The organism is Actinomadura rubteroloni (genome assembly GCF_002911665.1).
In the GTDB taxonomy this organism is placed as follows: domain Bacteria; phylum Actinomycetota; class Actinomycetes; order Streptosporangiales; family Streptosporangiaceae; genus Spirillospora; species Spirillospora rubteroloni.
In genome coordinates this window covers 431983-452259 of the sequence record NZ_MTBP01000001.1, presented here as the reverse complement: position 1 = coordinate 452259, position 20277 = coordinate 431983, and the positions used below count along the sequence as shown (strand labels likewise).

The 20277-nt window shown below is 74.0% G+C and carries 12 protein-coding genes; 6 read left to right on the top strand and 6 right to left on the bottom strand.

Features of this window, described 5'->3' with window-relative positions; translation table 11 throughout:
• The first annotated feature begins 183 nt into the window (after positions 1-183).
• The 5 genes from BTM25_RS02020 to BTM25_RS02000 all read left to right on the top strand — a co-directional run bounded on the left by BTM25_RS02020 (position 184) and on the right by BTM25_RS02000 (position 11039).
• A complete protein-coding gene (locus tag BTM25_RS02020; RefSeq protein ID WP_103561051.1) occupies positions 184-6636 on the top strand; it encodes a type I polyketide synthase in 6453 nt (2150 codons plus the stop codon).
• A gap of 30 nt (positions 6637-6666) precedes the next feature.
• Complete coding sequence (ccrA, locus tag BTM25_RS02015; protein WP_103561050.1) at positions 6667-7992, top strand: crotonyl-CoA carboxylase/reductase; 1326 nt, start codon at positions 6667-6669, stop codon at positions 7990-7992.
• 284 nt (positions 7993-8276) lie between these two features.
• Positions 8277-9491, top strand: coding sequence for a PucR family transcriptional regulator (locus tag BTM25_RS02010; protein WP_103562690.1), 1215 nt, complete (start codon positions 8277-8279; stop codon positions 9489-9491).
• A 127-nt stretch (positions 9492-9618) separates the two neighbouring features.
• Positions 9619-10443: a hypothetical protein gene (locus tag BTM25_RS02005; RefSeq protein WP_103561049.1), complete on the top strand. Its 825-nt coding sequence runs from the start codon at positions 9619-9621 to the stop codon at positions 10441-10443.
• Positions 10444-10469: 26 nt separating this feature from the next.
• Positions 10470-11039 carry an NUDIX domain-containing protein gene (locus tag BTM25_RS02000; protein ID WP_103561048.1) on the top strand — a complete coding sequence of 190 codons (570 nt, stop codon included), beginning with the start codon at positions 10470-10472 and terminating at the stop codon, positions 11037-11039.
• A 90-nt stretch (positions 11040-11129) separates the two neighbouring features.
• Here BTM25_RS02000 and BTM25_RS01995 read toward each other — a convergent pair whose 3' ends face one another.
• Both BTM25_RS01995 and BTM25_RS01990 read right to left on the bottom strand, forming a co-directional pair.
• Positions 11130-12041, bottom strand: coding sequence for a DMT family transporter (locus BTM25_RS01995; protein ID WP_235828342.1), 912 nt, complete (start codon positions 12039-12041; stop codon positions 11130-11132).
• 119 nt (positions 12042-12160) lie between these two features.
• Positions 12161-13657: a glutamate--cysteine ligase family protein gene (locus tag BTM25_RS01990; RefSeq protein WP_103561046.1), complete on the bottom strand. Its 1497-nt coding sequence runs from the start codon at positions 13655-13657 to the stop codon at positions 12161-12163.
• Between the two features lie 190 nt (positions 13658-13847).
• On the opposite strand from BTM25_RS01990, the gene BTM25_RS01985 reads away from it, so the two are divergent.
• Complete coding sequence (locus tag BTM25_RS01985; RefSeq protein WP_103561045.1) at positions 13848-15194, top strand: sensor histidine kinase; 1347 nt, start codon at positions 13848-13850, stop codon at positions 15192-15194.
• A 25-nt stretch (positions 15195-15219) separates the two neighbouring features.
• Here BTM25_RS01985 and BTM25_RS01980 read toward each other — a convergent pair whose 3' ends face one another.
• Genes BTM25_RS01980 through BTM25_RS01965 form a run of 4 tightly spaced genes read right to left on the bottom strand, consistent with a single transcriptional unit; the run spans position 15220 to position 20232 of the window.
• Positions 15220-15444: a hypothetical protein gene (locus BTM25_RS01980; RefSeq protein ID WP_103561044.1), complete on the bottom strand. Its 225-nt coding sequence runs from the start codon at positions 15442-15444 to the stop codon at positions 15220-15222.
• Positions 15441-17417, bottom strand: a complete 1977-nt coding sequence (locus BTM25_RS01975) for a hypothetical protein (protein WP_235828053.1) — start codon at positions 17415-17417, stop codon at positions 15441-15443. The genes BTM25_RS01980 and BTM25_RS01975 overlap by 4 nt, the downstream gene beginning before the upstream one ends.
• Positions 17414-18979 (bottom strand): peroxidase family protein, encoded by a 1566-nt coding sequence (locus BTM25_RS01970; protein WP_103561043.1) that lies wholly within the window; start codon positions 18977-18979, stop codon positions 17414-17416. Before BTM25_RS01970 ends, BTM25_RS01975 begins: the two co-directional genes overlap by 4 nt.
• Positions 18976-20232 carry a cytochrome P450 gene (locus tag BTM25_RS01965; protein ID WP_103561042.1) on the bottom strand — a complete coding sequence of 419 codons (1257 nt, stop codon included), beginning with the start codon at positions 20230-20232 and terminating at the stop codon, positions 18976-18978. Before BTM25_RS01965 ends, BTM25_RS01970 begins: the two co-directional genes overlap by 4 nt.
• Positions 20233-20277 lie beyond the last annotated feature (45 nt).

Genomic DNA, 20277 nt, shown 5'->3' with positions numbered 1-20277 from the left:
TTAGCCCGTTACAGCGATGTCGAAACTATCCCATCACGCCACACGTCTGACCAGTCCGTCTTGTCACGACCATGACAAGGAAATACGGAGAAAAGTTGCCTGGGTGCGCATCGTGAGGCGACGATCCTGGGACATCGTGGTCCCTCCGCTTCGAACGATCCCGTAGTTGGGGGAACCCCGCGCATGCAGAGCAGCAGTGGTCGTTCGGGAGCCGCGCAGGGCGACGCGCGCATCGGCGAGGACGCGATTCGCCGGCACCTCATCGAGCAGATCGCGCGCCGCTCCCGGATCGCCGAGCACGAGGTCGACGCCGACCGTCCGCTGGAGGAGTTCGGCCTCGCGTCCCGGGACGCCGTCGCCATCGCCGGCGACCTGGAGCAGATGCTCGGCCGCTCGCTGCCCGCCACGCTGGTGTGGGAGCACCCGACGATCAACCGGCTGTCGGTGGCGCTGGCCAACGGCGCCGACCTCGCGCCCGCGCCCGTCCCGGAACCGGCCGAGGCCCGTCCGGTGCTGGACCGCGAGCCGATCGCCGTCGTCGGCATCGGCTGCCGGTTCCCCGGCGGCGACCGCGACCTGACCGGCCCCGCGGACTACTGGCGGTTCCTGACCGGACGCGGCGACGCCATCCGCGAGGTCCCCGAAGGACGCTGGGACCCGTTCGACGACGGCTCGCCCGAGGTCGCCGACCTGCTCGCGCAGACGACCAAGCTCGGCGGGTTCCTCAACGACGTCGCCCAGTTCGACGCGCAGTTCTTCGGCATCACGCCCCGCGAGGCCGCCGCGATGGACCCGCAGCAGCGGCTGATCCTCGAAGTGGCGTGGCAGGCGTTCGAGCACGCGGGCATCGGCCCGGCGTCGCTGCGCGGCAGCCGCACCGGCGTGTTCGTCGGGGTGTCGGCGCCGGAGTACGCGGCGTTCACGGCGTCCGACCTCGCGGCGCTGGAGGCGTTCACCGCGACCGGCGCGGCGCTGAGCATCATCGCCAACCGGCTGTCCTACCTGCTCGACCTGCGCGGCCCCAGCATGATCGTGGACACGGCGTGCTCGTCGTCGCTGGTCTCCACCCACCTGGCCGTCCAGGCGCTGCGCAGCGGCGAGGCCGACGTGGCGCTCGCGGGCGGCGTGAACCTGCTGCTGTCGCCGACCGTCACGATGACGTTCGACCTCGCGGGCGCGACCGCCACCGACGGCCACTGCAAGGCGTTCGACGCGTCCGCCGACGGCATGGTCCGCGCGGAGGGCTGCGGCGCCGTCGTGCTGAAGCGCCTGTCGGACGCCGTCCGCGACGGCGACCGCGTGCTCGCGGTGATCAAGGGGTCGGGCGTCAACTCCGACGGCCGCTCCAACGGGCTCGTCGCGCCGAACTTCGACGCCCAGCGCGCCCTGCTGCGCGACGTGTACGCGGCGGCGGGGATCGACACGCGCGAGGTCGACTACATCGAGGCGCACGGCACCGGGACGTTCATCGGCGACCCGATCGAGGCCAAGGCCGTCGGCGAAGTGCTCGGCGCGGGCCGCGACGCCGACGAGCCGCTGCTCATCGGGACCGCCAAGTCCAACCTCGGCCACATGGAGTCGGCGGCGGGCATCGCGGGCCTCATCAAGACCGTCCTCGCCCTGCACCACCGGACGATCCCGCCGAGCCTCCACTACAAGGAGCCGAACCCGCACATCCCGTTCGAGGACCTGCGGCTCGCGGTCGTCGCGGAGGAGACGCCGTGGCCGGCGCGGTCGCACCCGCCGCGCGCGGGCGTGTCCGGGTTCGGGTTCGGCGGGACGAACGGCCACGTGCTGCTGGAGGCCGCGCCCGCGCAGGTCGTGGAGCGCGAGCCGGTGACCGTCCGGACGTTCCCGCTGTCGGACACCTCCGCCGACCGGATCCGCGACCACGCCGCGCTGCTCGCCGACTGGCTGCCCGAGGACGCCGAACTCGCCGACCTCGCCCGCACGCTGCACGGCCGCAACGGCCGGGGCCGCGCCCGCGCCGCCGTCGTGGCGCGCGACCGGGCCGGGCTGGTGGCGGGCCTCGCCGCGCTGGCCGAGGGACGTCCGCACCCGGGCGTCGTGTCCGGCACCGCGCTCGGGACGCCCGGCCGCCCGGTGTTCGTGTTCTCCGGCTACGGCGCGCAGCGGCCCGGCATGGCCAAGGCGCTGCTGGAGGAGGAACCGGCGTTCGCCGAGGCCATCGACGACATCGACGCGCTGTTCGCCGAGGAGGACGGTCCCGAACTCTGGTCGCTGTTGGAGTCCGGCGCGAAGCTCGACGGCGGCCCGGCGCAGATCATGCCGGTGCTGTTCGCCGTCCAGGTCGGCCTCGCGCGGATGTGGAAGGCCTACGGGGTGACGCCCGCCGCCGTCGTCGGCCACTCGATGGGCGAGGTCGCGGCGGCCGTCGTCGCCGGACGCCTCTCGCTCGCCGACGGCGCCCGCGTCATCTGCCGCCGCTCCCGGCTGCTGAACGGCCTGGTCGGCGGGGGCGCGATGGCCGTGCTCGGCGCGTCCGCGCAGGACGTCGCCCGGCTGGCCGCCGACCTCCCCGACGTCCACGCCGCCGTGTTCTCCTCGCCGCGCCAGACCGTCGTGACCGGCGACGCCGGCCAGATCGAGACCGTGTTGGAACGGGCCGAGGCCGAAGGGCGCCTAGCCCGGCGCGTGCAGGCCGAGGGCGCCGGGCACTCCCCGCAGGTCGACCCGCTGCTGGACGACCTGCGCGCCGCCCTCGCCGACCTCGGCGAGGAGGAAGGCACCCCGCTCGCCGAGGGCATCGCCTTCTACACGACCGCGCTGGCGGACCCGCGCGGCGCCGGCGAGCTGGACGCGGACTACTGGGCCGCGAACCTGCGCAACCCCGTCCGGCTGACCGACGCCGTGGCCGCCGCCGCCGAGGACGGCCACCGGACGTTCGTGGAGGTCAACGCGCACCCGATCCTGTCGCACGGCGTCGGGGAGACGCTGGACGGCACCGGCGCGCTCGTCACCCACACGCTGAAGCGCGCCCCGAAGGGCCAGGTCACCGACGACGCGGTGACCTTCCACGCCCAGCTCGCCCTGCTCGCCGCGCACGGCCTGGCCGTCGCCGGGCCGCAGGACGGCGGGATCACCGACGTGCCGCACGCGCCCTGGCGGCACGAGCGGCACTGGCTGGACACCTCGCGCCGCGCCGGCTCGGCCCGCGACGAGCACCCGCTGCTCGGCGCGCACGTCGAACTGCCCGGCGAGGACCGGCACGCCTGGCGCGCGGACGTCGGCACCGCCGCGCAGCCGTGGCTCGCGGAGACGGCCGTCCACGACCTGGCCGTGCTGCCGGTCGCCGCGTTCGCGGAGATGGCGCTCGCCGCCGGGGCCGACGCGCTCGGGACGGACGCCGTCCGCGTCAACAGCCTGTGGATCGAGCGCCCGCTCGCGCTGACCGACCACACGACCGTCACGACGACCTACGACGAGGTCGAGCAGCGCGTCGAGATCCACACCCGCACCGCCGCCGGGACGTGGACGCGGCTGGCCAGCGCCGACGTCGGCGCCGACGCCCGTCCGGTCGCGCCCGGCGAGTTCGCCGGGCCCGTCACCGAGGTCGCGGGCGCCGAGCGCGGCAGCCGCCACTACCGGCTGCACCCCGAGGTGCTGGACCGGGCGCTCGGCGTCCTGTCCGCCGAGGCCGAGACCGTCACCGGCACGCCGGGCGTGTGGCTCGCCGAGACGATCGGGGCGCTGCGCGTCCACGGGCCGACGCACCGGGGCGGGCACGTCCGCGTCGCGGTGACGCAGGACGGCGACGACGTCCTCGGCGCGTTGCAGATCGCCGGTCCCGCCGGGGAGATCCTGGCCGAGGCGACCGGGATCGTGCTGCGCCGCACCGAGCGCTCCGACGTGCCCGTGCCGCTCGCCGACAAGCTGGTCGAGCTGGTGTGGGACGAGACCGACGTCCCCGAGCCCCGCGCCGACGCGTGCTGCTGGCTGGTCCTCGCCGAGGACGACGACCCGCTCGCCCGCGCCGCCGCCGGCGGGCTGGCGGACGCGGGCCACGCCGTGGTCCGCCGCGCGCTGGACGCCGGGCCGGACGGGACGCCGAGCGACGTGCTGTTCGTCCCGCCGCCGTCGCTGGTGGACGAGGACCTGGTCCTCGCCGTCGCGCGCCTGTCCACCGCGCTGCCCGACGGGCCGCGCCTGTGGATCGCGACGCGCGCCGCGCTGACCGTCCTGCCCGGCGAGGCGGGGATCCACCAGCAGGCGCACGTCCGCGCGCTCACCCGCGTCCTCGCGTTCGAGCGGACCGTCCAGCGCGCGACGCTCGTGGACGTGGACCGTCCGGCCGACCTGGTCGCCGAGCTGGTCGCGAACGCCGACGCCCGCGAGGTCGCCTGGCGCGGCGGCGTCCGCCGCGTCGCCCGCCTCGACCGGGCCGCGCTGCCCGACGTGACGCCCCGCAAGGTCGTCCGGCGCGGCGGCGCCTACATCGTGACCGGCGGCTACGGCGGCATCGGGCTCGTCACCGCGACGCTGCTCGCCGAGCGCGGCGCCGCCCGGATCGTCCTGTCCGGCCGGTCCGGACCCGGCCCCGACGCCGAACGGGCCGTCGCGCGGCTCCGCGAGCGCGGCACCGACATCGCGATCGTCCTCGGCGACATCGCCGAGTCCGGCACCGCCGAACGGCTCGTCCGGGCGGCGCGCGAGGGCGGGCTGACGCTGCGCGGCGTCGTCCACGGCGCGGGCGCCATCGACGACCGCCTCATCAACGACCTCGGCCCCGGCGACCTGCACCGCGTCTGGTCCGCCAAGGTCACCGGCGCGCGGCTGCTCGACGCGGCGCTCGGCACGGACACCGGCCTGGACTGGTTCGTCGTCCACTCCTCGGCCGCCGCGCTGCTCGGCTCGCCCGGCCAGGCCGCCTACGCCGCCGCCAACGCCGCGATCGACGCGCTGATGGCCGAGCGGCGCGCCCACGGACGTCCCGGCACCGCGATCGACTGGGGCACGTGGTCGCAGGTCGGCGGCGCGGCGGAGACGGCCGTCGCGGTCATCGAGCCGATCAGCCCGGCCGAGGGCGCCGAGGCGCTGGAGGCGCTGCTGGCCCTCGACCGCGCCGACACCGGCGTCCTGCGGTTCGACCCGGCCGCCGCCGTGGGCCTGTTCCCCGAGATCCGGAACATGCCGTACTTCGCGGCGCTGACGGCCGCCGCCGCCGAACTCGGCGCGGACGGCGTCGCCGCCGAGTGGCCCGGCATCGACGCGGTGCGGGAACTCGACCCGGCGAGTGCGCGGGCGGCCATCGCCGCGCAGGTCCGGTACCGGATCGCGTCCGTCCTCGGGTTCGCGCCCGAGCGGCTCGACCCGGCGATCCCGCTGACCGACCTCGGGCTGGACTCGCTGGTCGCCGTCCGGATCAAGAGCGGCGTGGAGCACGACCTCGGGCTGACGGTCCCGGCGTCGGTGCTGCTCCAGGGCGCGAGCGTCAACGTCTTCGAGGAGTGGGCGGCCGGCGAGCTCGGCCTGTCGGACGCGCCCGCACCCGCCGCGGGCGGCGCGGCCGTGTCGAACGCCGAGGCCGGCTACGTCCTGGCGCGCGACGAGGCCGAACGGCTCGCCGTCCGGATCTTCGAGGACGTCCTCGGCCTCGACCGCGTCAGCGCCACCGCCGACTTCTTCGCCGAACTCGGCGGCCAGGACCACCAGGCCGACCAGGCCGCCGCGCTCATCAACCGGGAGCTGGCGGCGGCGGGCGCGAGCGCCGTCGGGCGGACCGAGCTGTTCGCCACGCCCACGCCCGAGCACGTCGCCGAGTACCTGCGCGCGGCCGACGAGGAGGCCGCGCGGCAGACCGTCCGGCCGCTGCGCGCCGACGGCGACCGGCGCCCGCTGTTCCTCGCGCACCCGGCGGGCGGCACGACGTCCTGCTACCGGCAGCTCGTGGCGCTGCTCGGCCGCGACCAGCCGGTGTACGGGCTCGAACGGTTCGAGGACGCCCCGTCGGTCGAGGAGCGCGCCGCCCGCTACGCCGAGCACATGATCGCCGCGCAGCCCGAGGGCGCGTTCCGGATCGGCGGCTGGTCGTTCGGCGGCGTCGTCGCCTACGAGACCGCGCGGCAGCTCACCGCCGCCGGCCGCGAGGTCGAGTTCGTCGCGCTGCTGGACGCGGGCTTCCCGCTCGCCGTGGACGACGAGTCCGAGAGCCTCGCCCGCCGGTTCTCGGCGTTCGCCGACTACATCAACGAGACCTACGAACTCGACGTCAGCCTCGCCTACGACGAGCTGGCCGGGCTGGACGAGGAGGCGCAGTTCGCGCTCGTCCTCGAACGCGCCGCGCCGCTCGTGGACCACATCCCGCCCGCCGCGCTGACCCACCAGCTCACGTCCCACCAGGACACCCGCTCCCTGGAGGCGTACCGGCCCGGTCACTACGACGGGAAGGTCGTCCTCTACTACGCGCCGGAGGAGACGCCCTGGGCGGTGCGGGACGCCCGCTACGTCCTGGACGGGACCAACGGCTTCGGGCCGTACTGCACCGACCTGGAGATCGTGCCGATCGTCGGCGCGCACCACCTCAACCTGCTGGACCCGCCCGCCGTGGAAGCGCTCGCCAGGAACCTGGACACCCGGCTCGCCGCGCGGGACAGGAAGGCCGCCCCGGCCCGCTGAGTTCGACCGCCCCGCCAACCCGGAGGAATCATGGCCCAGTCCGACGCACTGCTCGAAGCGGCTCGCAATGGCGCGAGCGAGCGGGAACTCCTGGACATCGACCTGCCCACCCGGTTCCGTGCCGCGTTCACCCTCAAGGACGAGGTCGGGATCTTCGAGGGCGAGAAGGACAAGGACGTCCGCCGGTCCCTGCACGTCGGCGAGGTCGACATGCCCGAGCTGGCCCCGGACGAGTGCGTCGTCGCGGTGATGTCGGCGGCGATCAACTTCAACACCGTCTGGTCGGCGATCTTCGAGCCGGTGCCGACGTTCGCGTTCCTGGAGAAGTTCGGCCGCCAGGGCTGGTACGGCGCGCGGCACAATCTGCCGTACCACATCCTCGGCTCGGACGGCTCGGGCGTCGTCGTCCGGACGGGCGCCGGGGTGAAGCACTGGAAGGTCGGCGACCGGGTCGTCCTGTCCCCGTCGTACGTGGACGAAGAGGACCACGGCTCCTACGACGACGGCATGATGAGCGAGACCCAGCTCGCGTGGGGCTTCGAGACGAACTTCGGCTCGCTCGGCGAGTACTGCATCGTCAAGGCCAACCAGCTCATCCCGAAGCCGAAGCACCTGACGTGGGAGGAGGCCGGCGCGAACACGCTGTGCGCCGCCACCGCGTACCGGATGCTCGTCGGCTCGCACGGCGCGCGGATGAAGCAGGGCGACGTCGTGCTGATCTGGGGCGCGACGGGCGGGCTCGGCTCGTACGCGACGCAGTTCGTGAAGAACGGCGGCGGGATCCCGGTCGGCGTGGTGTCGTCGGACGAGAAGGCCGAACTGGTCCGCGCGCAGGGCTGCGACTACGTGATCAACCGCAACGACCTGGACCTCGGCGAGCAGGGCCTGCGGCACCCGAAGGCGGGCCGGATGCTGGGCGAGGCGATCCGGCGGCAGGTCGGCGAGGACCCGGGCATCGTGTTCGAGTACCTCGGCCGCGAGACGTTCGGCGCGTCGGTGTACGTCGCCAAGCGCGGCGGCAAGATCGTGACGTGCGGCTCGTCCACCGGGTTCAAGCACGAGTACGACAACCGCTTCCTGTGGATGCGGCTCAAGAGCATCATCGGCTCGCACGGCTTCAACTACCACGAGGCCGTCCAGACGAACCGGCTCATCGGGCTCGGCATGATCCACCCGACGCTGTCGGCGGTCTTCCCGCTGGAGGGCGCGGGGGACGCGACGCGGGCCGTCCAGACGAACCGGCACATCGGCAAGGTGGCCGTCCTGTGCGGCGCGACCGGCGAGGGCCAGGGCGTGGACGACCCGGAGCTGCGCGAGCGCGTCGGCGAGGACAAGCTGAACCTGTACCGGCGCTGACCTGCGCGGACGTCCCGGGACCGCTGCGGCGGTTCCGGGACGTCTGTTTTTAGCCCGAACTTTTACCTCCCGCCGTTCGGGGAAGGCGGGAGCGCAAGAAAGCTCGTCCTACACTTTGCTCGCATCCGGGCGAAGAGTCATGCTTGGACCACATCAGCCACATTGGCCAGTTATCAGATCTCGTGTCGGGTTCAGCGGGCGCGGGCGACCAGCCGGGAGGACACGTGGCGGAGGACGCGGACCGACGTCCCTGGGCCGAACTGCCCCGGGACCTCGCCGAGCACATGCGGCCCCACCTGGACGAGGTGGCGGACGACATGATCCAGGAGATCCAGGCCCGGGTGCGCGAGTACGACCGGCAGGGCGAGGGCCCGTACTCGGGGATCCTGCGGATGGCCGTCGAGCGCGTCCTCCAGTACTTCGTGGACCGCGTGGCCGAACCCGACAGCGAGCCGTCGTCGGTCACCGACTTCTTCCGCGCGATCGGCCGGGGCGAGGCCGGCGAGGGCCGCAGCCTGGACGCGATGCAGACCGCGATGCGCGTCGGCGCCATGATCGCCTGGCGGCGGATCACCGCCGGGGCCGTCAACCTCGGCGTCGAGCCCCGCACGCTCGGCGCGGTCGGCGAGGCGATCATGATGTTCCAGGACGAGCTGGCCGTCGCCGCCGCCGAGGGCTACGCGCAGGCGCAGGCCGCCGTCGCGGGCGAGATGCAGCGCCGCCGCAAGCGCCTCCTGGACCTGCTGCTCGCCGACCCGCCCGCCACCGGCGAGGCCATCGCCGACCTCGCCGCCGCCGCGCGCTGGCCGGTGCCCCGGACGGTCGCGGCCGTCGCGCTGGCCCGCCGCCACTCCGACGGCCGTCCGCCCGCGTTCCCGCAGGACATCCTGGTCGACCTGAGCCGCCGCAACCCCGCGCTGATCTTCCCCGACCCCGACGGGCCGGGCCGCGCGCGGCTGGTGGACCGTGCGCTCGGCGGGATGCTCGCGGTCGTCGGCCCGACCGTCCCCCTCGCCGAGGCCCACCGCTCCATCGCCTGGGCGCGCCGGACGCTCGGGCTGGTCGAGCGCGGCGTCATCGAGGCGCCGAAGAACGCGGGCGTGATCCGCAGCGTCGAGCACATGTCCACGCTGATCCTCTTCCAGGACGAGGACCTGATCAACGGCCTGGCCGGGATCCGGCTGGCGCCGCTCGCCCACCTGCGCCCGAGCCAGCAGGACCGGCTGGCCGAGACGCTGCTCGCCTGGCTCCAGTCGGGCCGCAACGCCAACGAGGTCGCGATGCGGCTGCACGTCCACCCGCAGACCGTCCGGTACCGCCTGCGCCAGCTCGAAGAACTCTTCGGCGACCAGCTCATGGACCCGGACCTGCGGTTCGACCTGGAGATCGTCCTGCGCGCCCGCGAACTGCTGGCCGAGGGCCCCGGCGAGCACATCGTCCCGGCCGCGGGCAAGGCGGCGGCCGGCGAGTCCGGCGAAGTGGTGACGTTCCGCCGCTGATTTTTCCGCCCGTCTCCGCGCGGGTGAGCCGGTGGGGCTTACCCGCAGGCGAGGACTGGCTCCGGAAAAGCTCAGAGAACCCTCACTCGGGACGCGCCGCGCACGCCTCAGGCGTTACAACGGGAGCGTGCTCCCGCCACGACGGTTCCTCTTCCTCCCCGCCTTCGCCGCCGTCCTGCTCGTCGCGCCCGCGTCGGCCGCGAGCGCCGTCCCCGCCGCGACGGTGTCGCCGCGCGCCTGCGCGGAGACGCTGGCCTGCCGGATCGGCGACATCGCGCGGATGCCGATGGCCGACCGCCTGATGCTCGTCCACGCCCTCCAGGAGGGCCGCGCGCAGTCCTTCGAGAAGGGCTTCGCGCGCTGGAACGTCATCGAAGGAGTCATCCAGGTGTTCCTGGACGAGAAGATGGGCGCGCCCGGCACGTGGGCGTCCTACACCAACGCCGGGGACATTGAGGCGATCCTGCGCGGCGTCGCGCTCGCGGCGGGCGTCAGCGACGACGACTACGGCGATCCCGGCGCCCGGCCCTGGGCCCGCTACCTCACCGATCTGAAGGCGGGACGGTTGGCGCGCAAGGCCGTCCACGACAACGAGTGGGGGACCGCGGAGCAGGCCGCCATCGACTGGGGACGCGACCCGGCCAACAATCCGGCCCATCCGGACCGCAGCGAGAACGCCATCTTCGTGGCGAGCCAGGCGTACCGGGCGCTTCTGCGCAACGAACCGGCCATCATCACCGTGCTCCGCACTCTGCACGACCCGGTGCTCAGCCGCTGCTACGACTGGCTGACCGACGTCACCAACCGCAAGGCCATCCGGGTGGCCGGGACCACCATCATCACCATCGCCCGGGAACCTTTGAACGTCCCGGCCGTCGCCCACGCCCTCACCCGGCTGGCGAGCCTGTTCCCCGAATGCGCACGCCCGCGGGCCGCGAGCATGGACGCCTGACCGGGCGGCGCTTTTAGACTGCCCGGATGAGCGACGTGCGGAAGCTGGGCGGCCGGGTCGTCTACGAGAACGCGTGGATGACCGTCCGGGAGGACGAGATCGAGCGGCCGGACGGGTCGCGCGGCATCTACGGCGTCGTCGACAAGCCGGACTTCGTGGTCGTCCTGCCGTTCGAGAACGGCGGCTTCCACCTGGTCGAGGAGTACCGCTATCCCGTCGAACGCCGGAGCTGGAACTTCCCGCAAGGATCGCTGCCCGGCCGCCGCGCCGGGGATCCCGAGGAACTCGCTCGGCGCGAACTGGCCGAGGAGACGGGCCTGCGCGCCGCGACGCTGACGCGGCTCGGCCGCCTGGACGCCGCCCACGGCATGAGCGGCCAGCGCTACGCCGTCTTCGTCGCGACGGACCTCACACCCGGCGAGCACGCCCGCGAACTGGAGGAACAGGACATGCGCCAGCAGTGGTTCGCCGAGACGGACGTACGCCGCATGATCCGCGAAGGCGTCATCACCGACGACTCGTCCATCGCCGCCTACGCCCTCTACATGCTCACCGCCGACGAGACGTTCGCCCCGCCGACGCGCGGGAACTCGTAGGTCGGCCGGACGGCGAACGCGGCGGCGACGAACAAGCGCGCCGCCACGTTCGGCGAAGCGTCCCCCGCGCGTTCGCGGGCCTAACCTTGGTCACGTGGCCTGCGCGCGGCTCACCGGCTCGATGGGCGTCTCGATGACGGACGACTCGATCGGTGCGGTCTCCGCCGTCCTGCGCCCCCAGGCCGTCCCCAGCAGAACGAGGATCGCGCCGGCCAGTCCGAGCAGACCGGGCCGGTCGCCCGCCAGCGCGATGCTGACGACGGCGGCCCACACCGGTTCGGTGCCCAGAAGGAGGCTCACGCGTGACGGCGATGTGCGCCGCACGGCCCACATCTGGACGAAGAACGCGAACAGCGTGCAGCACACCGACAGGTACAGCAGCCCGGTCCAACCGCCGAGGTCGAGCGAGCCGGCGGCGTCCCACGGGGTGCCGCCGGCTCCCGGCGTGACGACGGACAGCAGAAGGAAGACCAGGACGGCGCCACCGAGCTGGACGGACGTCATGGACAGCGCGTCCCCGTCCTGCACCGACTTCATCCGCGACATCGCGAGGACGTGCACCGTCCGGGCGACGGCCGCGCCCAGCATCAGCAGGTCGCCCGCCGACGGCTTGCTGAAACCCGCGCCCTGGGTGAGCAGCACCACGCCGAGCACCGACAGCCCCGCCGCGGCGAGGAACGCACGGGGCAGCCTGCGCCGGCGCAGCCGGCTCTCGGCGATCGGGGTGAAGATCATGGTGAGGCTGATGATGAGCCCGGCGTTGGTCGCCGACGTGTGCACGACGCCGTAGGTCTCCAGAAGGAAGATCACCGCGAGGATCAGCCCGAGGAGAGCGGCCCCGCGAAGCCGCACGCCGTCGAGCGCGCGCAGCTTCCGCCGTCCGGCGATGGCCAGCACGGGAAGCACGACGGCGAACCGCAGCACGAGAATCCCCAGAACGGTCCGCGTGGTGGTGATCTCTTTGGCCGCCAGATAGCTGGAGCCCCACACGACCGCGACCATCAACACAGGCAAATCCGTCAACCAGGCACGGCGAAGTGCGGCGGGGGGCATGGGACTCCTGCGTCAGGTGTTGAGGGCCCTGGTGTCGAGGTGGGACGTGTTACTGGTGCTGTGGCGTTTCACCCGTCGGTCGGTAGGGGGCGAGCGACCGGCCAGGTGTGGACGGGCTCGTTCGTTCGCATGTGCTCGGCGTAGCGGCGGACCATCGTGCGCAGGGCCTCCTGGCGGGGGACGCCGGTCTCTTCGAGTGCGGTGACGGTGCGGATCTGCCAGTCCGCGCCGGTCTGGCCGGACGCCGCTCGCTCCGCGATGATGCCGAGCAGGCGGTCGCGGCGGGCCGGGTCGACGCCCCATGCGTCCAGGCCGCGGTGGGCGAGCGGCAGCAGGTGGTCGAGGACCAGCGAGCGCGCGGAGATCTCGCCGGCGCCCGGCCAGTACAGCGTGGCCTCCATGCCGTCGCGGGCGGCGCGGTGGAGGTTGTCGCGGGCGGCGTCGAAGGACATGCGCGTCCAGACCGGCCGTTCCTCTTCGGCCAGTGTCCGGACGAGCCCGTAATAAAAGGCGCCGTTGGCGAGCACGTCGGCGGCGGTCGGGCCGGCGGGCAGCACCCGGTTCTCGATGCGCAGGTGCGGACGGCCTTTCAGCACCGCGTAGATGGGCCGGTTCCAGCGGTAGATCGTCCCGTTGTGCAGCGACAGCTCGCCCAGCTCGGGGATGCCGCCCGCCTCCAGCACGGCGAGGGGGTCCTCGTCGTCGCAGAGCGGAAGCAGCGCCGGGAAATAGCGGGTGTTCTCCTCGAACAGATCGAAGACGGACGTGATCCACCGCTCCCCGAACCACACCCGGGGCCGGACGCCCTGCGCCTTCAGCTCCTCCGGACGCGTGTCGGTGGCCTGCTCGAACAGGATGATCCGCGTCTCGTGGTGCAGCCGGTGCCCGAACAGGAACGGCGCGTTCGCGGCCAATGCCACCTGCGGCCCGGCGATGGCCTGCGCGGCGTTCCAGTACGCGCCGAACTGGTCCGGGCTGACCTGGAGGTGGAACTGGACGCTCGTGCAGGCGGCCTCGGGCAGGATCGTCTCGGCGTGCATCCGGAGCGGTTCGGGGCCGTCCACCGCGATACGCACCTCCTCGCCGCGCGCCGCGATGATCTGGTCGTTGAGCATCTTGTAGCGCTCGTTGCCGGAGATGGCCTCCTCGCCGATGTCGCCCCGGCGCAGCGTCGGCAGGATCCCGATCATGATGAGCCGGCCGCCGACCTCCTCCGCGCGCCGGTCGGCGTGCTCGACGTGCTCGCGCACCTCGGTCTCCAGCTCGCCGGTGCGGTCGCCGCCGAGTTCGCGGGGCGGGATGTTGATCTCAAGGTTGAACTGGCCCAGCTCGGTGTCCCAGACGGGGTCGGCGATGGCCTTCAGGACGTCGGAGTTCCGCATCAGCGGGTCGCCGACGGCGTCGATGAGGTTGAGTTCGATCTCCAGCCCGATGTGCGGGCGCTCGAACTCGAACTGCGACTCGCCGAGCATCCGCGCGAGCACGTCCAGGCATTGCCGCACCTTCTCCCGGTAGCGCCGCCGATCCTCTCCGCTCACGGTGATCGCCGTGACGTCCCTGCCCATGTGACCGTCCCTGCGTCCGGATGAGTGTCACAAAACGGATGTCCCCGGTAGGGGAGGGCGAAACCCGGCCCTGGGTTTCGGATGCCCGTTTTGTTACCCCCGGGTACCTTGAGGTATTCGGCGGACGATCCCGCCGCTGTGACCCACAGTGAGAGCACGACCCCGGCGGCTCATCACGGGCGGGAGGACCATGCGGCTGCGACCCCGGTCGATCCGGGCACGCGACACGCTCGTCTCCGCCGTGCTCGCCGTGCTCGTCTTCGGCGCCATCGCGGCGGCGGCGGACTTCTCGATCCGCGCGGGCGTCCAGGCGTCGCTGCTGTCGCAGGTGCAGCAGGCGGCGTTCCGGGTCAGCGGCAGCGTCCGCGACGGTACCCTCCGCCACCCCATCCCCGACGACTCCGGTGGCCGGATCGCGCTCCAGGTCGTCGCGCCCGGCGGACGGGTCGTGGACGCGTCCGCCGCCTCGCGGGGCCGTCCGCCGCTGAGCCGCCGGTGGCCGCGGCCGGACCGCCGCGTCCAGAACTACACGCAGTGCGTCCCGCGCGCGGGGCCGGGCGATCGGTGCACGCTCGTCGAGGCCGTCCGGGCGACGACCGCGCCGGATTCGGTCGTGGTGTACGCGGCGCGGCCCGTCCCGGACTACCTGTCCAACGCGGTGCTGGAGCTGGTGCTGGCCCTCGCGACGCTGGTCCTGTCGGCGCTGGCGGCGGGCATCACCTGGGGCGTCGTCGGCCGGACGCTGCGTCCCGTCGGGCAGATCCGCGCCCAGCTCGCCGAGATCAGCGGCAGCGACCTCAGCCGCCGCGTCCCGCAGCCCGCCGGGCAGGACGAGATCGCGCAGCTCGCCCGCACCGCCAACCAGACGCTGGACCGGCTGGAGCGGGCCGTGGCGCGGCAGCGGCAGTTCGCGTCCGACGCGTCCCACGAGCTGCGGACGCCGATCACCGGGCTGCGCGCCAACCTGGAGGACGCGTCCATGCATCCGCACGACACCGACCTCGTCGAGGTCGTGCGGACGGCGCTGCGCGACACCGACCGGCTGGAGTCGATCATCACCGACCTGCTGCTGCTCGCCCGCATCGGCACCGGCGGGACGGCCGCGCAGGAGACCATCGACCTGGCCGCGCTCGCCCGCGCCGAGCTGGCGTCGCGGGCGGCGGTCGACGCGGTGCTGGCGGACGGCGTGCGGGTGCGCGGGGTGCGGATGCAGCTCGTCCGGCTGCTCAACAACCTGCTGGACAACGCCGAGCGGTACGCGGGCGGCCCGGCGGAGGTGCGGGTCGACCGGTCCGACGCCGAGGCGCTGCTCACCGTCGCCGACCTCGGCCCCGGCATCGACCCGGCCGACCGCGAGCGCGTGTTCGAGCGCTTCACCCGGCTGGACACCGCGCGCAGCCGGGGCGCCGGCGGCGCCGGGCTCGGCCTCGCCATCGCCCGCGAGATCGCCCGCGCGCACGGCGGCGACCTGACGATCGAGGACGCGCCGACCGGCGCGCGGTTCGTCCTGCGGCTGCCGCTCGACCCGGTCCGGTGACGTTTTCCCCAGGCTGTGGAAAACGTCAGGACGACACGGCGCAGGAGTAGAGGCGCGCGGCGGCCTCGGCGAGGTCGTTGGACGCGATCACGCACGCGGTGATGTGCGCGTGGAGCGCGTCGAAGACCCAGGACGGCGCGTCCTCCGCGCGGAGCCGCTCCGCGAGCGCCCGCAGCCTCCGGGCGCGGTCGGCGAGCGCGGCGGCGTCGGCGTCCAGCGTCCGGGCGTGGTCGATCAAGGCGTCGTTCATCCGGGGACGCTCCGCAGGCTCCGGTGGGCGCGGGCGACGACGCAGAACACCGGGCGGGCGCCGTCCAGGCCGAGTTCGCGCAGGTGGCGGGCCAGCCGGTGGTCGGAAGGCCCGACGGTCAGCCGCAGGCCCGGCGCGGGGTGCGCGCGGCGCGGCCCGCGTTCCTCCACGTACGACGGGACGACCGTCCCGTCTTTCAGCGCGCAGACGGTGTGCGCGCGGCCCACGACCGGGACGCCCGGCCCGAGCGCGCCCGCGAGCGTCAGGACCGGGCCGTCGGCGTCGACCTCGGCCCGCGTCCACCGCGCGCCGCCGCCCGCGCGGACGTCCCCGGGCGTCGCGGGCTGCCCGAACACCTCGGTCGCGACCGCGTGCGCGAGCCCGGCGGACTGCACGGACGCGAGCACGCACGTCCCGAGCCCGTGCGCGCGGACGACCACGCCCACGCTCGCCTCACCGAACCGTCCGAGCGTGCCGCGCCGGTGCTCCGCGACGTGGACGGCCACGACCGCCCGTCCGCCGACGGTCACGGCCCCGTCCGGCAGCCCGGCGGCGGCGACGGCGAAGTACGCCGTGACCGCGTACCCGTCGTCGCACCGGACCGGCAGTTCGACCGGCCCGTGCGCGGTCGCGACCCTCCGCGTCACGCCGCCGTCGCTGTCGTAGAGCTGGTAGACGTGCGTGCGCGTCACCGGCCCCCGGAACGGCGACAGGCGCGCGTCGACGGCGTCGCGCGCGGCGGGCAGATTCTCGGCGAGGTCGCGCGTGTAGTGCTCGATGCTGTGGCACTGGGGGAAGACGTGGGACGGGTCGGTGTAGTCCACGACGTACCAGTCCGGGTGCAGGTCGAAGCAGTTCCCGGCGCCCTGGCCGTCGAGCGTCGGGATCAGGTCGTGCTGGTTGGTGATGCTCGCGACCCACGTCCGGGGGTCGGCCGGGTGCTTGAAGTCGACCGGCGAACCGACCGCCACGAGGTGCGTCACAGTCCACCGGGCGCAGAACGCGGCGTCCTGCGCGAGGCTCAGCGCCGCCGCGCCGCCCGCGCTGTGCCCGATGACGGCGATCTCGGCGCCGTCCGGGACGCAGTCGGCGACGGCCCGGCCGAGCGCGCGGCTGTACGGGCCGCTCGCGCGGACGGTCGCGCTGAACGCGCCGAGCAGGTCGGCGGGGGAGGCGTCGTCGGGACGGCCGAGCCGCATCCCGGGGACCTGGACGACGTAGCGTTCGACGCCGTCCGGGCCTCGCACCGCCTGGATCGCGACCCGTCCGGTGGGGCCGAGGACGCCGATGTTGCCGAGGAAGCCGAGCAGCGAGCCGTCCGCCGCCAGGCGCTCGTCCGGCGCGAGGACGGTCCGCCGCGCGGCGCCCGTCCCGACGTCCAGCGCCGCGACCGCCCGGTTGCTCAGCCCGGTCAGCGGGTCGGCGGTCGCGGTCGCCGTGCCGGTCGCGATGAGCCAGGCCGTGCGGTCGTTCAGCGGGCTGCGGTCGCGCAGGGCGCGCAGCGCCAGGATCTCGCCGAAGACGGGCGCGAGCGCGGTCAGCGCGCGTGCCGCGCCCCGGTCCCGGACGAGCGCGACCAGCGCCCGCGCCGCCTCGATCTCCCGTCCGGCGTCGACCGCGTCGTTCAGCCGCCGCAGCAGCGGATCGGCGTCGAGTTCGGGATGGGAGAGCGTCACCGCCGCGATACGCAGGCGTAGCGACGTCGTCAGGACCCGGACGGCCAGGCTCTCGGCTCGGAGCGCGCCGCCGAGCTTGGCGCCGAGCGTCCCGAGCGGGCCCCCGGCGGGCGCGCCGAGCCCGCGCGGGTTCGTCACGGCGCGCAGCAGCGCCCGCTGCGCCTTCAGGCCGGGCCGCCGGCGGGCCATCGGGGCGGTGCCGGTGAGCGCGGCGGTGGCGTGGACGGACGCCGTCCGGATCGCGTCCGCCGTCTCGGCCAGCTCGCGCGCGGCGTCGCGGAGCGCGTCGGCGCTCACAGCGCGCCCCGCCAGGTCATGCTGACGAACCTCGGCTTCGGGTCCTCGGGGATGTTGCGGTGCAGGACGTCCGAGAGCGTCCGCGTGCTGCCGATGATCTTCATGCCGAGCGGGGAGAACGTGCGCGCGTTGGCGACGCGCGGCGCCAGCAGCGGGTTCGTCAGCGCCTGCGAGAACGCGTCGATCGCGATGATCTTCGTGAGCAGCGGCGGCAGGATGGCGCGCGGCGACCCCGGCTCCTCGGCGAACAGGCCGACGTAGAGGTCGACGTCGTCCACGCTCGCGTACAGGTCGCGCAGTGCGCCGCCCACGCGCGGATCGGTGCTGATGTGCTCGAACCGGCGGGCGCGCGGGAACCGGCAGTGCTCGCGGTAGGCGTTGTAGGGGGCGAGGTCGAGCGCGCGGGACCCGGCGATGGACGCCACGTCCACCTCGCGCAGCGCCGGATCGGTGTTGAACAGCCCGATGCGTCCGGCCCGCTGCTCGGACGCCTCCTCGAACAGCCGGCCGAGGCCGGGACGGGGGATCAGCGCGCTGCCGAACAGCGTGGCGGCGAGCGGCAGCTCCTTCCCGCCGACGTCCAGCGCGGACGGGACGAGCTGGTGCCACCGGTACACCAGGTTGAACTCCGCCGACGCCCAGTTCTGCCGGTGCCACACCGCGCGCGACAGCCGCCGGGTGAGCGCCGGATCCAGGACGAACCGGAAGTGGTACGGCGTGATGTGGTTGATGTACTCCTCAAGGACGAGCTTGATCACGATCGCGATGACGATATTGCGGGCCGTCTGGAACAGGCGCTCGTCGTCCCAGCGCGGATTGTCCTCGGCGAGCAGCCGCGCGACCCGGTTGTGCTCGCGCAGGAACAGGATCGTCAGCAGCGCGAACCCGACCTGCGTGTTGCCCCGGTCGCCGCCGAACGCGAACAGCGTGTCGCGGGCCGGTGCGTCCAGCAGGTCCATGCGGGCGACGCTCAGCGCCGCGAACTCGGGCTTGACCTCGCCCTTCTCGCACAGGTGCGGCGGGAACTCGCCGCCGTCGATCTCCTGCGACTTCAGCAGGCCGCCGTCGAACGTCCGGACGGCGGCGGTCGCGGCGGCGTCCAGGCCGTAGAGCTGGTTCAGGTCGATCTCGTGGTTGGAGCTGTTGACGCGGGGGTCGCGGGGAAGCCTGGTGTCACCGCGCAGGAAGCCGTCGGTGAACCACTGCGCGAAGTAGGCGAACAGCACCGTGGACTTCGGGCACGGGATCATCGTGTGGCCGCGCGTGAACAGGTCGGCGGCGCGCTCGGGGGACGGCCGCGCCTCGCCGCCGGGGGTCGGCGGCAGGTGGCGGCCCAGGTAGGAGCGGTCGGTGAGGGACGTCCAGGACGTGTAGGGCGCGAGCGTGCTGAGCGGTTCGGGCCGTCCCGGCATCTCCCGGACGGCCCGGTCGATCAGCGCCGCGTTCAGCCGGAGCCGCACCGGCGGGACGGCCTCGGCGAGCCGCCACAGCGGACGGCCGTGGGTCAGCGCGAGCAGGCGCAGGCGGTTCTCGACGCCGTCGGCGGCGAACGTCCGGGTCATCGGCGCTCCCCGAGCTCCAGGACGAAACGGTCGGGGAAGACGTCCCGGTCGCGGACCACGTCACCGTCCGGGGACGGCAGCAGCCGCACGCCCGGTCTGCGCAGCAGCCGCCGGACGGTCTCGGCGATGACGACCGCGCCCGGATGCACGCCGAGGCACGCGTGCGGGCCGTGCCCGAAGTGCAGGTGGGCGTGCGCGGGACGGCCGACGCGGAACGTCTCCGGATCGGCCACGACGTCCGGGTCGCGCATCGCGGACGCGACCGCCGCGAGCACGAGCGACCCGGCCGGGACGGGAGTCCCGGCGAGGACGTGGTCGTCGGAGCAGGTACGGGCGATCATCTTCAGGAACGGGTCGAACCGCAGCGCCTCCCAGACGTACGGGTCGAACCGGGCGGGATCGTCGGCGCGGGCTGCCTCGGCGGCCTCGGCGCGCAGCAGCGCGTCGCCGAGCAGGTACCGGACGGCGTGCGTCATCGACCCCGCCGCGTTCTCCACGAAGCCGAGCAGCAGCGCCGCGACGTTGACGGCGAGCCGCTCGTCGTCCCAGCCGGGCGGCGGCTCGACGCGCAGGAGGCGGCCGAGGACGTCGTCGCCGGGCGCCCCGCGCCGCTTGGTGACGAGTTCCCGCAGGTAGGCCATCATCTCCGCGCCCGCCGCGACGGACTCGGCATGCACCCGGGGATCGCCGGCGAGATTCGCGGTGACGTCGGTGATGATCGTCCGGGACCAGCGCGACAGCGTCGCCGCGTCCGGGCCGGGGAAGCCGAAGTACTCCGCGCAGACCGCGAGCGGGACGTGCCGGAACAGCGCGCCGACCGCCTCGATCGTCGCGCCCGGCGCGGCCGTGTCGAGCGCGGCGTCGGCGCGGCGCCCGGCCAGGTCGCGGACGCGCGCGGCGTCCTCCGGCGCGAGGACGACCTGCATCAGCCCCTTCTCGCGCCAGTTCAGCGGGGTCGCGTCGCGGCTCAGCATGACCGGGCCGCCGAGCGCGCCGTCGAGCCTCGGCGCGTACGCCGCGACGGTGAACGCGTGGTCGCGGGTGAGGACGGCGGTGACGTCGGTATACCGGGTGACGAGCGTGAAACCCGGGGTCACGAGCACGGGTCGTCGTTCGCGCAGTTCGGCGAATAACGGCTGCGGATCGGTGCGCAGCCATCCGGCGAGCAGGGCGGTCGCCCCGGCCGGGTCGCGCGCCGCCACGTCCGTGTAGCGCTCCAGGTAGCCGTCCCTGCCGTGATCGTCGTCGTTCATGCGGCCGGACTCTCGTCGGGGGCGCGATCTCCGGACCGGCCCGTT

Coding starts and splice junctions, on each gene's coding strand:
- BTM25_RS01970 (WP_103561043.1), bottom strand. CDS start 18,979: ATGACCCGGACGTTCGCCGCCGACGGCGTCGAGAACCGCCTGCGCCTG.
- BTM25_RS01980 (WP_103561044.1), bottom strand. CDS start 15,444: ATGAACGACGCCTTGATCGACCACGCCCGGACGCTGGACGCCGACGCC.
- ccrA (WP_103561050.1), top strand. CDS start 6,667: ATGGCCCAGTCCGACGCACTGCTCGAAGCGGCTCGCAATGGCGCGAGC.
- BTM25_RS01985 (WP_103561045.1), top strand. CDS start 13,848: ATGCGGCTGCGACCCCGGTCGATCCGGGCACGCGACACGCTCGTCTCC.
- BTM25_RS01965 (WP_103561042.1), bottom strand. CDS start 20,232: ATGAACGACGACGATCACGGCAGGGACGGCTACCTGGAGCGCTACACG.
- BTM25_RS01990 (WP_103561046.1), bottom strand. CDS start 13,657: ATGGGCAGGGACGTCACGGCGATCACCGTGAGCGGAGAGGATCGGCGG.
- BTM25_RS02020 (WP_103561051.1), top strand. CDS start 184: ATGCAGAGCAGCAGTGGTCGTTCGGGAGCCGCGCAGGGCGACGCGCGC.
- BTM25_RS02010 (WP_103562690.1), top strand. CDS start 8,277: ATGCGGCCCCACCTGGACGAGGTGGCGGACGACATGATCCAGGAGATC.
- BTM25_RS02000 (WP_103561048.1), top strand. CDS start 10,470: ATGAGCGACGTGCGGAAGCTGGGCGGCCGGGTCGTCTACGAGAACGCG.
- BTM25_RS01995 (WP_235828342.1), bottom strand. CDS start 12,041: ATGGTCGCGGTCGTGTGGGGCTCCAGCTATCTGGCGGCCAAAGAGATC.